Genomic DNA, 13,914 nt, shown 5'->3' with positions numbered 1-13,914 from the left:
CAAGTCATCCCGCGCGCCACCGCGCCGGGTAAAAGATTACTTCTGTCATGCGTGTTTACCCATGCAGGGCGTATAAAAAAACCGTACCATGGGCGCCATATAACCAAGGAATGATGCCATGCTTGATCGTTTGCCTTTTTTGGTGGGGCTGCGCTACGTGCGCGCTAAACGCCGAAACCACTTTATTTCGTTTATCTCGTTGATTTCGATGCTGGGTTTGACGCTGGGCGTCACGGTGTTGATTCTCGTGCTGTCGGTGATGAACGGCTTCGACTACGAGCTGCGCACGCGCATTCTGGGCATGGTGCCGCACACCAAGATCGAGTATCAGCCCGGGCTCGTCGAGTGGGAGGCGCTCGCCGACCGGCTGATCGAGCGCGACCGCGTCATCGGCGTGGCGCCCTACGTGGAGCAGCAAGGCATGTTCTCGGCCAGCGGGCGCAACGAGGGCGCCATGGTGACCGGTATCGACCCGGCCTGGGAGGATCAGGTATCGATCATCGGCGATCACATGCGCCGGGGCGAGCTTGACGATCTAGCGCCGAACGAGTGGAACGTGGTGCTGGGCTCGATACTGGCCAGCCGCCTGGGCGTCGGTGTCGGCGATCGGGTGACGCTGCTGGTCCCCGAGGCCTCGATTACCCCGGCGGGCGTCTTTCCGCGTCTCAAGCGCTTTACGGTCAGCGGTATCTTCAGCGTGGGGGCCGATCTTGACGGCAGCCTGGCCTACGCCAACATCGAAGACATGCAGACCCTGGCGCGCCTTGGCGACGCCATCGGCGGCCTGCGCCTCGAGCTCAACGACCTGTTCGTGGCTGGTAGCGAAACCCAAGCGATCGTCAACGACCTGGGCCCGGGCTATGTGGGCCGCGACTGGACCTTTACCCAAGGCAGTCTGTTCCAGGCGATCCAGATGGAAAAACGCATGATCGGGCTGTTGCTGACGGTGATCGTGGCGGTCGCTGCGTTCAACATCGTCTCGACGTTGGTCATGGTAGTCACCGATAAGCGTGCGGACATCGCTATTTTGCGCACCCTCGGCGCCACGCCGCGCTCTATCATGGGGATCTTTATCGTTCAGGGGCTGACCATCGGCATCATCGGTATCGCCCTGGGGGTGCTGGCCGGGGTGGTGCTGGCGCTAACGATTTCGGATGTAATCGGCTGGTTCGAAGGCATCACGGGTATTCAGTTCCTCGATTCCGGCGTCTACTTCGTCAGCCACCTACCGTCGCGGCTGCTGTTCGACGACATTCGTAACATCGTTCTGGCCGCTTTCGGTCTCACTTTCCTGTCGACGCTTTATCCCGCCTGGCGGGCCGCGCGCGTACAGCCGGCGGACGTACTGCGCTATGAATAAGGACGCGCCCATGAACTCAACGATTTCCCAGGCTCCGGTCATGCTTTCCTGCCAGAACCTGACCCGCGTATATAGCGTCGGCCCCCAGGAGTTGACGGTGCTGGATCAGCTCAATCTCGAGGTGCGCGCCGGCGAGCGCGTCGCCGTGGTGGGTAGCTCCGGTTCCGGTAAAACCACGTTGCTGAATATGCTGGGCGGGCTGGACCGGCCAAGCGAGGGCAGCGTGATGATCGCCGACGAATCCCTGGCCGGGCTCAATGAAACGCAGCTGGGCCGCTTTCGTAATCGCTATATTGGCTTTGTATACCAGTTTCACCATCTGCTGGCCGAGTTCAGCGCCGTCGAGAACGCGGCGTTTCCCTTGATCATTCGGGGCCAGCGTAAAAAAGCCGCCGAAGAGCGGGCGATGACGATTCTGGAGCGGGTTGGGATGAAGGCGCGGGCAGATCACAAGCCCGGCGAGCTTTCCGGCGGCGAGCGCCAGCGCGTGGCAATCGCCCGGGCACTTGTGACCGACCCAAGCCTGGTGCTGATGGACGAACCCACTGGCAATTTGGATCAAACCACCGCCAGCACTATTTTAAGCCTGATGGATGAGCTTGCCCGAGAGAGTGCCTGTGCGTTCGTGATCGTGACCCACGACGTGGCCCTGGCGGCCCACCAGGACCGGGTCATGCGTCTCAATGCAGGAAGGCTGCAAGAGGAAGTGACAGCGCCCGTTTAGGGCGCTTCGTCCTGCTCGTCCAGTTCGGCTTCTATGGTCGCCCGGCGCTGCTGGCGTTTGAGCCGGCGGCGCTTCCAGCTTTGCGAGACGTGCCAGCGCCAGATCAGCCGAATGACCACGTTGGCCGCCACGGCGAGAATCACCGCTGTCACGATAGAGCCTAGAAAAAGAGGCGGAAGCAGGTCGTGCATCTGCTCGGCCAGCCAGCGGGTCGAAATACGTGACGGTGCCTCGCGCACCGGCGCGCCCATCAAAAACGTTCCCACCCGATAGTTGAAATAAAAGATCACCGGCATGGTCAGCGGATTGGTAATCCAGACCAGACTCACCGAAAGCGCCAGGTTGCAGCGCCCGATGCGCGCACCCAGTGCCGCGACCATCATCTGCAGCGGGATGGGCAGCATGGCGCAGAAAAGCCCGACGCTAAAGGCGTTGGCGACACTTCTGCGGGTCAAGAGCCACAATCCGGGGTCGGCAATCAAGGGCGCCATGAAGCGAAGCGAGCGCTGGCGCCTTAACGTATCGGGCTTGGGCATGTAGCGCTGCAGGAAACGGCGCGGCATGTCGGTTACTCTTTGAAATAGTGCGCTCTATTATCCACATCGCGCGGCGGTTAGGCTACGCCGAGCGTTGAACGCCGGCCACGGAGGGGACGATGCGGGCAGGGGGGATCATACCGGCGGCGGTGGCAGCGCTTGGCGGGGCGCTTTTAGCATGGCTAAGCGGCCCCGGCGGGCATTTGGGCGTGGCCATCGGCGCGCTCCTGCTGGCCGCGCTTTTGATGATCAACCGCGCGCCGCGCGCGTTGGCCCTGCTTTTGATCGGTGCCTGGGTGTTCGTGGGGATTCAAGTTGAGTGGCAGCGCGCGCTCCCCGCAGGGCTTGGTGGCGAGGATCTCCTGGTCGAGGCGCGCGTCGATAGCGTTAAGCCCCTGGCGGGTGCGACGCGGCTGACGCTGCGCGTTGACCGGTGCGAAAGCCCGCCCCATCGCTTGAGCTGCGAGTCGCTCAAACGCGTGCGTGTCACGACTTACAGCGATATATCGTATCAAGCCGGCGAGCAGTGGCGACTGACGCTTAGACTGCGCCCACCGCGCGGTTTTACCAACCCCAATACCTTCGACTACGCCCGATGGCTCTGGCGCGAGGGCATCCACGCGACGGGCTACGTACGTGAAAGCCCCGCACCGCTTCGCTTGAAAGACGCACGCTCGACGCTTAAAAAGCGCGCACTTGCGAAAATCGCGGACACCGACCTTTCTGATCGAACCAGGCGCTGGCTGGCCGCGCTTACGCTGGGCGAGAGCTCTCAACTGACCCAGGACGATTGGGCGCTATTGAACGCCACCGGCACGACGCACCTGGTGGTGATCTCCGGGCTGCACGTGGGGCTGATCGCTTCGTTGGTTTTGCTGGTCGCCCGGTTCGCGGCACGCCTGCTCACCCCGCTCGACTGGCGGCTGCGTGCCTGGCCCTGGTGGGCGGCGGGGGCCGCCTGCGTGGGCTATGCCTTACTGGCCGGTATGGGGCCGCCTGCCATGCGTGCCATGGTGATGACGCTGCTCGGGCTCTGGGTGCTGAGCGGGCGTCACGCGCCCGGGCCCTGGCAGGCCTGGTGGCTGGCGCTTTTGTTGATCGTGTTGCTCGACCCGCTGGCCCTTTGGCGCCCCGGGCTTTGGCTCTCCTTTGTCGCGGTCGGGTGGCTTATCGTTATTTGGCAGGGCCGCGCCCGGCCTTCCGGGGTGAAAGGCTGGTGCTGGGCGCTGGTGCGCACCCAGCTACTGCTGGCGCCGCTCATGGCGGCGGCGGTCCTGATCGCTTTTGGCCGGGTAGCCCCGGGCGCGCCGCTGGTGAATCTGCTGGCTGTCCCCTGGGTCAGCTCGCTCATGGTACCGCTGGCACTACTTGGCTGGCTGTTGGCGCCGCTTCCCTACGTCGGCGTGTTCGTGTGGTGGGGCTTCGAGCAGGCGCTCGGCGTTTTTCATGGACTGTTGAGCCTGACCCTCGGCGCGGCGCCGCTTTGGGAGCCCTCGGCGTCGCTCAAGCTGCCGCTGGCGGCGGCACTGTTGCTCGTGGCGCTTTGCTTTGGGCTTGCCTTCGTGCCGCGTTGGCTGCGCGCGGCGGCGCTGCTGGTGACCGCCGCGCTTGTCTTGACGCATCAGCCAAGCGCTTTGGCGCCGGGCGTTTTACGCGTCACTGTATTCGATGTGGGCCAGGGGCAACTGGTCGAGCTCGAGAGCGCGTCCTGGCGCATGCTTTACGACACCGGTCCACGCTTTCAAAGCGGCTTCATGCCGCTGGAGACGCTTTGGGCGCCGGGTCAGCGCTTCGATCGGGTGATGGTCAGCCACAGCGACATCGACCACGCCGGCGGGGTGGCGGCCCTGATGCGCGAACACCGCGCCGCACAGTGGCTGGCGCCCCAAGGCGAGGCCTTGCCCGTTTCGTTCGAGCACTGCGTAAGAGGCCAGCACGAAGAGCACGACGGCGTCAGTTATCGCGTGCTTTGGCCGCCGGCGGGGGAGAATCAGCTAACCCACAACGAGCGCTCCTGTGTGCTGGAGGTCAGCATTGGGGAGCACCGGCTTTGGATTACCGGTGACGTGGGTCGTGACACCGAGCGGCGCCTGGTGGGCGACATCGAATCACCCATAAGCGTGCTGGTCGCAGGGCATCACGGTAGCCGCACAAGCTCCGGCGTTCAGTTCGTCCGCGCCAGCCGCCCCCAGCACGTGGTGTTCAGCGCCGGGCGGGATAACGCTTTCGGCCATCCGGTGGATGACGTCGTGCGCCGTTTTCGACGAAACGGCAGCTGTCTTTGGAGCACCGCCCAGCACGGGGCGCTGACGTTTTATCTAAAAGCGGGCCGTGAGGTCGAAGTGTCGGCGCAGCGCGGCATCGATGGAGGGCGTAAGCGGTGTTGATACGCGGCGCCTTAAGGTAGAATCCTGCGCACTGCACATCACGCCAGGAGCCCGTGTGACCGATTCGAGTTGGGTGTTGTATAAACGCTTGCTGAGCTACGTAAAGCCGCACTGGAAAATGTTCGCGCTGGCGATCATCGGCTTTTTGATTTACGCCGCCTCCAGTACGGCGCTGGCCGAGATGATGAAGCGCCTGATCGATGGAATTCAAAATCCGGACGCGGCGTTTCGCTTCTTTTTGCCGTTGTTCGTCGTACTGATGTTCGCCTCCCGCGGGATCGGCACGTTTTTAAGCACCTATTACATGGCCTACGTGGGGCGCTACGTGATCCATACCCTGCGCTGCGATGTGTTCGATCATATGCTGCATCTGCCCGGGCGTTTTTTCGACCAGCACTCGAGCGGGCATCTTGTGTCGCGGGTGACCTACCACGTCGAGCAGGTGGCGGGAGCGGCGACCAATGCGGTCACCGTGATTCTGCGTGAAGGGCTATTCGTCATCGGGCTGGTGCTTTATCTGCTTTGGACCAACTGGATGCTCACGCTGCTGTTTTTGGGCGTGACGCCGGTGATCGCGGTCGTGGTGAGTTTCGTGAGCAAGCGCTTTCGCAAGATTTCCAAACGCATCCAGAATTCCGTGGGCGACGTAACCCACGTGGCATCCGAAGCGCTGTCCGGCTACCGAGTGGTGCGTACCCATGGCGCCGAAGCCTTCGAAAAGCAGCGCTTCGAGAAGGCCAGTGAAGAGAATCGCCGCCAAAGCATGAAGCAGGCGATGACCCGGGCGGTCAGCTCGCCGGTGATTTTGATGCTGGTGGCGGTCTCCATGGCGCTATTGGTGTGGCTTGCCATGGCGCCCGCCTTCATGGCGGATATGACGCCGGGCGAGTTCGTCGCCTTCATCACCGCCGCCGCCCTGATGATCAAGCCGGTGCGCCAGCTCACCGAAATCAACGGCGACATTCAAAAGGGCTTGGCCGCCGCCGCCGAGCTTTTCGGGGTGATGGACCTAAGCGTCGAGCCGGATAACGGCACGCGGGAAGCGAAGGGCTTGAAAGGCGACGTGCGCATCGAAGGGGTGAGCTTTCGCTACGACACCGACCAGCCCGACGTGCTCCACGATATCAACTTACATATACCGCCGGGGGAAATGGTCGCGATCGTTGGCCGCTCCGGTGGCGGTAAATCGACGCTGGTGGGGCTTCTGCCGCGCTTTTACCGGCCCACCGAAGGGCGTATTTTAATCGATGGCGTGAGCGCCGATGAGTACGCACTAAGCGGGCTGCGCCAGCAGATCGCCATCGTTTCGCAACAGGTGACGCTGTTCAACGCAAGTATCGCGGCCAACATCGCCTACGGCGTGGACGATCCGGATCTTGAAAAGGTGAAACAGGCCGCCGAGGCCGCCTACGCCAGCGAGTTCATCGAAAAACTGCCCCAGGGCTATGACACCGTGGTGGGCGAGAACGGCTTGATGCTCTCCGGCGGACAGCGCCAGCGCTTGGCCATTGCGCGGGCGATCTTCAAGGATTCGCCGATTCTGGTCTTCGACGAGGCGACCTCGGCGCTCGACTCCGAGTCCGAGCGCTACATTCAAAAGGCGCTGGAACACGTTTGCCAAGGCCGCACGACGCTGGTGATCGCCCACCGCCTGTCGACCATCGAGCGCGCGGACCGAATACTCGTCATGGACCAGGGGCGCGTGATCGAAGAGGGCACCCATCAGGCGCTGCTGGAAAAGCGCGGGGCCTACGCCGGCCTTCATCAAATGCAGTTTCAGGAGCACGTGTGAGCTTTGCAAGCCGCTGGCTGGAGGGCATTTATAAAAAAACCGCCCGACAGGCGCCGTGGCTTGTACCGCTGTACCCGCTGGGCGCGCTCTACGCCACGGTGATGGCGCGACGCCTCCACGCTTATACGTCGGGTAAAAAGCCCATTTGGCGGGCGCCCGTGCCGGTCATCGTGGTGGGCAATATCACCCTGGGCGGCACCGGCAAATCGCCGCTGGTGGCTTGGCTTGTCAATCTGCTCCAGCGTCACGGCTGGCGCCCCGGTGTAGTGACCCGCGGCTACGGCGGCCGCGCACCGCGCTACCCGCTGGTGGTGAGTGATACCACCAGCCCCGCCCATAGCGGTGACGAGCCCCTGATGCTTTTCAAACAAGCCGGTGCGCCGGTGGTGGCGGACCCCAAGCGCGCGCGCGGGGCTAAAAAGCTGATCGAGCTGGGGTGCGATATCGTGATCAGCGACGATGGCCTGCAGCACTTGGCGTTGGCCCGGGATATTGAGCTGGTGGTCGTCGACGGCGCCCGGGGGCTTGGCAACCAGCACTGCCTGCCCGCCGGGCCGCTTCGCGAGCCGGCCCAGCGCCTTTCAAGCGTGGATGCGGTGATCGCCAATGGCGATTTGGCCGAGGCGCTTCCGGTCGAGGCGGTACCGATGACGCTGGCGCCGGCGCGGTGGCGGCGGGTAAGCACCGGTGAGCACGCGGCACTGACACCGCTGCCGTTCAAGTTGCCGGTTCACGCCGTGGCGGGTATCGGCAACCCCGCGCGCTTTTTTAAAACCCTCGAAACACTTAACGTAGCGGGTGAGATGCACCCGCTTGCAGACCATCAGACATTTACGGCCCGTACCTTCGACTTTACGTCCAAGCGTGCGCTCGTGATGACGGCCAAGGACGCGGTAAAGTGTCAATCGCTCGTTCCCTTTGACAGCTGGGCGCTGGAAGTCGACGCCGAGCTGCCCGGGGAATTCGAAGCCTGGCTGCTCGAAAAGCTGGCAACGCGGCCTACGAATAGATCACTATCGACGAACACAGACGAGGAAGGCGCTCATGGATAAGGAACTCTTGGCAATGCTGGTTTGCCCACTCTGCACCGGTAAACTCGACTACGACCGCGAGGCGCAGGAGCTTACCTGCCACTACGACGGTCTGGCCTACCCGATTAAAGAAGACATTCCGGTGATGCTGCCGGAAGAGGCGCGGGTGCTTAGCGCCGACGAGAAGCTCAACCGCTCACCGGGGCGTACAGGGCAGGCGTGATGACGGTACCAACGACCGATCCGAGGGTCGACTTTATCGTCGTCATTCCCGCGCGGTTTAACTCCTCGCGGCTGCCCGGTAAACCGCTCATGGAGATCGCCGGTGAGCCCATGGTGGCCCACGTATGGCGCCGCGCCTGTCTAAGCCTTGCCCGCCGTGTCGTGGTGGCGACCGACGATGCGCGCATCGAGGCGGCACTTTTGCCCTATGGGGCCGAGGTGGTCATGACCCGGGACGATCATCTCTCCGGGACGGACCGGCTGGCCGAGGTGGCGGATATTTTAGGGCTTGCAGGCGATACGCTGCTGGTCAACGTACAGGGCGATGAGCCGCTGATTCCCCCGGCGCTGATCGATCAGGTGGCCGAGCGTTTGGCGTGCGATGCCGACGCCGCCATGGCCACCCTGGCCGAGCCTATCCACGATATCGAGACGCTTTTCAATCCCAACGTGGTGAAGCTCGTTCGCACCCACGCCGGGCGGGCGCTCTACTTCTCCCGCGCGCCGATTCCCTGGGACCGGGAGCAGTTTGCGCAAAAGCCGAGCCTTTTGAATACCGATGCCTGGCTCAGGCACATCGGCATTTACGCTTACCGGGCAAGCTTTTTGAGCGCTTACCAGAGCATGGTGCCTTCGCAGCTCGAACACCTCGAGCAGCTCGAGCAGCTACGCGCGCTTCAGCATGGCTACATCATCCAGGTAGCGCTTGCTTGCGAGCCCAACCCTGCCGGGGTGGATACCTTTGAGGATCTGGCCAAGGTGCGCTTACTCATCGACCAAGCGGAGTCTCAATGACGCGGGTACTGTTCGTCTGTTTAGGAAACATTTGCCGCTCGCCCAGCGCCGAAGGCTTTTTTCAAAAGGCACTGAACGAGGCGGGTTTGCAAAGTGAAATAGAAGTGGACTCTTGCGGCGTGGGCGATTGGCACCTGGGTAAGGCCCCGGATGCGCGCGCCCAGCAAGCGGCCAGCCGCCGTGGTGTGGATATCGGCCATCTGCGTGCTCGAAAGCTAAGCGTCGAGGATTTCAGCCACTTCGACTACGTATTGGGGATGGACCACGCCAACATGGACGCCATTCGCGCGCGGGTGCCCCAGGATAGCCGCGCCCGCACGGCGCTTTTTCTGTCCTACGCCGATAGCATCGAGGCCGAGGTGCCGGACCCTTACTACGGGGGCGAGGAGGCCTTCGAGCACGTGCTGGATCTGATCGAGTCGGCCTGTCAGGGCCTTCTCGACGCTATCAGGAAGGGGTGAGGGTGGCCTATCTAACCCCCCGGGTGGACCTGACCCTTGCCAATACGCTGAAGCTTCCCTGCCAGGCGGCCTTTGGCGCTCGTCCGGCCACGCTCAACGAACTACGCGGCGTGCTCGAACAGTGCCGCGCAAACAACCTGGCGATCACGCTACTGGGTGGTGGCAGCAACGTGCTGTTGCCCGAACGTTTCGAGGGCGCGGCGGTGACGCTGGCCTTCGACCAGTGGTGGATAGAGACCCGCGGGCGCGAGGCCACCGTGTTCGCCGGCGCCGGCGTCAATTGGCATGAGCTGGTCATGGCGCTTGCCGCGCGGGGCTGGTGGGGGATCGAAAACCTGGCGCTGATCCCCGGCAACTGCGGCGCTGCACCGGTACAAAATATTGGCGCTTACGGGGTCGAGCTCAAGGACGTGATCGAAGGTGTCCAGGTCATGGAGCTTGCCAGCCAGCGCGCTTACTGGTTAACGCCCCAGGCGTGCGGCTTTGGCTATCGCGATAGCGTATTCAAAAACGCGCTGAGTGGAAAAGTGGCCATTACTCGCTTGGCGCTCAAGCTTACCCGCGATGGCGCTCCCCGGCTTGGTTACGGCGATCTGGCCCGCCGCGTACCCGCCAGCGCCGGCCCGCTGGAGGTGGCGCAAGCGGTGGGCAGTGTACGCCGAGAAAAGCTTCCGGACCCGGCAACGCTTGCCAATGCCGGGAGCTTCTTCAAAAATCCGGTGGTCGAGGCCCCGGCGGCGAAGGCGCTAGCCGAGCGCTACCCGGACATGCCGAGCTTCCCCCAGCCGGACGGGCGTTGCAAGCTGGCGGCCGGCTGGTTGATCGACCAGTGTGGGCTCAAGGGTAGCCGCGAAGGCGCATTTGGCGTACACGCGCGTCAGGCGCTGGTGCTGGTTCACTTTGGCGGTGGTACCCGCGAGGAGCTTTTAAGCTTTGCCCGGCGCATCATGGAAACGGTGCGCCAACGCTTTGGCGTTACCCTGGAGCCGGAGCCGCGGGTGGTCTAGCGCCGTTGGTGAAACCGGCACTTTTGTAAGGCATAAAAAAACCCCGCGCCAGGCGGGGTTTTTTTGCGCACGCGGTTTACTCCTGGCCGGTGCTGCCTTGCTTGCGCTTTTCACGCGGGTCGTTATGTGCCCGCCGGCGGCGCTTGGGCGCCGTTGTGGGGCTGGCGTCCTCATCCTGAGGCTGGCTTGCCTGGTCGGAAGCCTCGACCTTGTCGGCCATATCGTCAGAGCGCTTTTGTGCTTCGTCCATGTCAGTGGCCGCGGTGGGCTCTGTCTCTTCCGACGCTTGCTCAAGCGGTGCGGCCTCGGCCAGCGTAGACGGCCTGGCTTGCTCGCTTTCCGAGGACGTCAAGGGCGCATCCGTCGCCTGGTCGGCTTCGCGCTGTTGCGGCGCTGCCTCGGCTTCGACGTGCGGCTCGCGCGTCTCCTCGACAGGCGCCTGCTCCTCGGCGGGCGCGGCGTTTTCACGCTGCTCGTCAGCCGCAACGGGCTTGGCGGGCTCGGTCTCGAGCGCTTGTGGAGCGGCGTTTTGCTCGAGGGTTTCAGCCTGAGTGGTTTCTTCGGCTAGCGTGGCTTCTGCAGGCTGGGGCACTTCATGGGTTACCTCATCCTGAGCGCTTGTCGGCGCACCGTCTTGCTCGACCCGGTGTTCGGTTTCGGCTTCCACGGCGGGGGCGGTGGTTGCTTTGACCTCTTCGGCCTGCTCGACCGCGTCGGGTTTGGCGTCGTCGACGGGCTTGTCGGCCTCGGCTACCGGCGCCGCTTTGGCCGTGGGCGACTCGAGCGTTTCGCTCGGGACCGCCTGGCCAGAGGTATCATCAGCGGCGTTCTCGGCCGGCGCTTCAACGGCTGCTTCGGTCGTCGGCTCGACGCTTTCCGGCGTTTTCTCCTCGGCTACCTGGGCGGCGACTGGCTCGCTAACCGGGCTCGAGGCGTCGCTGCCTGTATCCTCCGGCGCTGTCGCCTTGGCGGCTTCGGCTTGAAGCGCTAGCTGCTCGGCTTCGGCTTTTGGGTTGACGGCCTGCTTGCGCGAGCGGTTACGCGGGTTGTTGCGCGTACGCTTGGGTTTGCCGTCGTCTTTGGGGGCGTCCTGCTGGGCCTCGGGTTTCGTCTCGGCTTTGGCTTCCTGCTTGGGCTCGGACTCCTTGGCGCCACGGTTCGATTCGCTTTTAGGCTTGTTGGCTCGGCCATTTTCCTGGGGCGTCTCTTTGGCGTTGTCCTTGCCAGCGTCCCGGGGCTTGTCGCGGCGGCTGTCCGAGCGCTTGTTTTGCGGCGCCGGGGCGCTGGCTTCGCTCTGCTCGGCCTCGCGCTCGCTTTGGCGCCCGGGTTTGGTGGCGTTTTCGCCCTGTTTCTGCTCGCTGCCCGGGGCGTTACGGCGGCGATTGCGCGAGCGGCTCGGGCCGCTACGCTTGTCGCTGGCGTCGTCCTGGCTCTTCGCGGGGGCGGCGCTGCGCGCATCGGAGGCGCTCGACTCGCTTCGCGGTGTGGCGCTTTCCGGGCGTCTCTCGCGGGCGGGCTTGTTGGCGCGCTCGCCGCCGCGCTCGCTGCTTTGCGTCTTGCGGGCAGCGGGTTCGGCAGCCGGCTTGCTCTCGGGGCTTGCGGTATCGTCGCTACCGAGGAGCTTGGCAAAGCCGCGGATCAAGCGGCCCAGTACGCCGGTCTCGGCGCTATCAGCGCTCTCGACTTTAGCGCTGCTGGCCGGGGGTTCTTCGTTTTGCAGCGACGCCGGCGCCGGCGCGTTATGGGTTACGGTCTTGACCGCGGCTTCGGCGCGCTGGGCTGGCGGCGCGAAGCTTGCGTCGGGCTCTTTACCGACCTCGGTATCCACGGACAGCTCGTAGCTTGAAAGCGTATGGCTTTCGTCTTCGTCGAGGTGGTCGTTACGTAGGCGCTGCACGTCGTAGTGCGGCGTGTCCATGTCCGGATTGGGTAGCAGCACTACGCGAACGTCCTGACGCGCTTCGATATCGGCGAGCACGCTGCGCTTTTCGTTCAGCAGATAGGTGGCGACCGGCACCGGCAAAATGGCGCGGATTTGGGCGCTACGCTCTTTCATGGCTTCTTCCTCGATCAAGCGCATGATCGAGAGCGACAGCGAACGCACATCGCGAATGGTGCCCTGGCCATTACAGCGCGGGCAAACCACGCCGCTGGTTTCGCCAAGCGAGGGGCGCAGGCGCTGGCGCGACATTTCCATCAGGCCAAAGCGGGAAATTCGCCCGATCTGAACCCGCGCCCGGTCCAGCTTGAGCGCGTCGCGCATGCGGTTTTCCACTTCGCGCTGATTGCGTGCCGGGCCCATGTCGATGAAGTCGATGACCACCAGGCCCCCGATATCGCGCAGGCGCAGCTGCCTGGCGATCTCGTCGGCGGCCTCGGAGTTGGTCTGCAGGGCGGTCTCTTCGATGTCGCTGCCCCGGGTGGCCCGCGCCGAGTTGATATCGATGGAGACCAGCGCTTCGGTGTGGTCGATCACGATCGAGCCGCCGGAGGGCAGCTTCACTTCGCGCTGATAGGCGGTTTCGATCTGCGATTCGATCTGAAAGCGCGAGAACAGCGGCACTTCGTCGGTATAAAGCTTGATCTTCTGCTGGTAGGAGGGCATTACCTGGCGGATGAAGCTCAGCGCCTCGGCGTGGATCTCGGGGCTATCGATCAATACCTCGCCGATGTCCTGGCGCAGGTAGTCGCGCATGGCGCGGATGATCACATTGGATTCACGGTAGACCAGAAACGGTGCCGGGCGTTTGGAGGCTTCCGCGGTCACCGATTCCCACACCTGGGCGAGGTAGTCCAGGTCCCACTGAAGTTCTTCGGCGCTTCGGCCGATACCAGCGGTGCGCACGATCAGGCCCATCTTGTCCGGCACGGTCATCTGCGACATGGCGTCTTTTAGCTGACTGCGATCGTCACCCTCGATGCGCCGCGAAATGCCGCCGGCCCGGGGGTTGTTAGGCATTAGCACTAAAAAGCGTCCGGCCAGGCTGATAAAGGTGGTCAGCGCCGCCCCTTTGTTGCCGCGCTCCTCTTTATCGACCTGAACGATGACTTCCTGTCCCTCTTTCAGGACTTCCTTGATGCTGGGCCGACCGGAAACGTCCTTGAGGAAATATTCCCGGGAAATCTCTTTAAGCGGCAAAAAGCCGTGGCGTTCGGCGCCGAAATCGACGAACGCTGCTTCGAGCGAGGGCTCGACGCGGGTGATTTTGCCGCGGTAGATGTTGGCTTTTTTCTGTTCGCGCGCGCCGGATTCGATATCCAGATCGTACAGGCGCTGACCGTCGACGAGCGCAACCCGCAGCTCTTCGGGCTGGGTTGCGTTGATGAGCATTCTTTTCATGGTGTCTCGCAAAGCGTGTGCACCGATACGCCGTCAAGGCGGTAGCGTCGACGAATCGCTTTTGCTGCGTGCTTGTGCTCGGCGCATGGCTATGCTGACGCATTGAACCGGGGGCGTGGTGGCCCGACGGTTGGTGGGCGTTGAGTACGTGGCGGAGGCAGGACGTGTTTCGGTGGCTTGTGCGTCCATCCGGCCCTGCTGACACCGCCAACACCTGGCATTCATCGATTCGTCAACGCCGGTATCGGCACAGCGTTGA

General features: G+C 63.5%; 11 protein-coding genes. 9 read left to right on the top strand and 2 right to left on the bottom strand.

Features of this window, described 5'->3' with window-relative positions; all coding sequences use genetic code 11:
* The first annotated feature begins 118 nt into the window (after nucleotides 1-118).
* Together ACWHRL_RS09955 and ACWHRL_RS09950 are read left to right on the top strand one after the other, a co-directional pair.
* Nucleotides 119-1,360, top strand: a complete 1,242-nt coding sequence (locus ACWHRL_RS09955) for a lipoprotein-releasing ABC transporter permease subunit (protein ID WP_447529002.1) — start codon at nucleotides 119-121, stop codon at nucleotides 1,358-1,360.
* Between the two features lie 10 nt (nucleotides 1,361-1,370).
* Nucleotides 1,371-2,084: an ABC transporter ATP-binding protein gene (locus tag ACWHRL_RS09950; RefSeq protein WP_447893528.1), complete on the top strand. Its 714-nt coding sequence runs from the start codon at nucleotides 1,371-1,373 to the stop codon at nucleotides 2,082-2,084.
* Here the strand turns inward: ACWHRL_RS09950 and ACWHRL_RS09945 are convergent.
* On the bottom strand, nucleotides 2,081-2,647 hold the full coding sequence (locus tag ACWHRL_RS09945; protein ID WP_447893527.1) for a DUF2062 domain-containing protein: 567 nt from the start codon (nucleotides 2,645-2,647) through the stop codon (nucleotides 2,081-2,083). The genes ACWHRL_RS09950 and ACWHRL_RS09945 overlap by 4 nt on opposite strands.
* A gap of 92 nt (nucleotides 2,648-2,739) precedes the next feature.
* On the opposite strand from ACWHRL_RS09945, the gene ACWHRL_RS09940 reads away from it, so the two are divergent.
* From ACWHRL_RS09940 to murB, 7 genes are read left to right on the top strand one after another with little or no spacing between them, the layout of a single operon-like run.
* Complete coding sequence (locus ACWHRL_RS09940; RefSeq protein ID WP_447528999.1) at nucleotides 2,740-5,007, top strand: DNA internalization-related competence protein ComEC/Rec2; 2,268 nt, start codon at nucleotides 2,740-2,742, stop codon at nucleotides 5,005-5,007.
* Between the two features lie 55 nt (nucleotides 5,008-5,062).
* Nucleotides 5,063-6,799 (top strand): lipid A export permease/ATP-binding protein MsbA, encoded by a 1,737-nt coding sequence (msbA, locus tag ACWHRL_RS09935; RefSeq protein WP_447893526.1) that lies wholly within the window; start codon nucleotides 5,063-5,065, stop codon nucleotides 6,797-6,799.
* Nucleotides 6,796-7,851, top strand: coding sequence for a tetraacyldisaccharide 4'-kinase (gene lpxK, locus ACWHRL_RS09930; protein ID WP_447893525.1), 1,056 nt, complete (start codon nucleotides 6,796-6,798; stop codon nucleotides 7,849-7,851). The genes msbA and lpxK overlap by 4 nt, the downstream gene beginning before the upstream one ends.
* Complete coding sequence (locus ACWHRL_RS09925; RefSeq protein WP_447893524.1) at nucleotides 7,844-8,053, top strand: Trm112 family protein; 210 nt, start codon at nucleotides 7,844-7,846, stop codon at nucleotides 8,051-8,053. Before lpxK ends, ACWHRL_RS09925 begins: the two co-directional genes overlap by 8 nt.
* Nucleotides 8,053-8,847, top strand: coding sequence for a 3-deoxy-manno-octulosonate cytidylyltransferase (gene kdsB / locus ACWHRL_RS09920; protein ID WP_447893523.1), 795 nt, complete (start codon nucleotides 8,053-8,055; stop codon nucleotides 8,845-8,847). Before ACWHRL_RS09925 ends, kdsB begins: the two co-directional genes overlap by 1 nt.
* Nucleotides 8,844-9,308 carry a low molecular weight protein-tyrosine-phosphatase gene (locus ACWHRL_RS09915; protein ID WP_447893522.1) on the top strand — a complete coding sequence of 155 codons (465 nt, stop codon included), beginning with the start codon at nucleotides 8,844-8,846 and terminating at the stop codon, nucleotides 9,306-9,308. Before kdsB ends, ACWHRL_RS09915 begins: the two co-directional genes overlap by 4 nt.
* Before the next feature lie 2 nt (nucleotides 9,309-9,310).
* Nucleotides 9,311-10,315, top strand: coding sequence for a UDP-N-acetylmuramate dehydrogenase (murB, locus tag ACWHRL_RS09910; RefSeq protein ID WP_447893521.1), 1,005 nt, complete (start codon nucleotides 9,311-9,313; stop codon nucleotides 10,313-10,315).
* 76 nt (nucleotides 10,316-10,391) lie between these two features.
* On the opposite strand, the gene rne is transcribed toward murB, so the two are convergent.
* Nucleotides 10,392-13,655, bottom strand: a complete 3,264-nt coding sequence (gene rne / locus ACWHRL_RS09905) for a ribonuclease E (protein ID WP_447893520.1) — start codon at nucleotides 13,653-13,655, stop codon at nucleotides 10,392-10,394.
* Between the last annotated feature and the right edge of the window lie 259 nt (nucleotides 13,656-13,914).

This window comes from Vreelandella sp. GE22 (assembly GCF_968212445.1).
The sequence above is the reverse complement of the archived record's forward strand: the minus strand, read 5'-3'. Positions and strand labels throughout refer to the sequence as shown.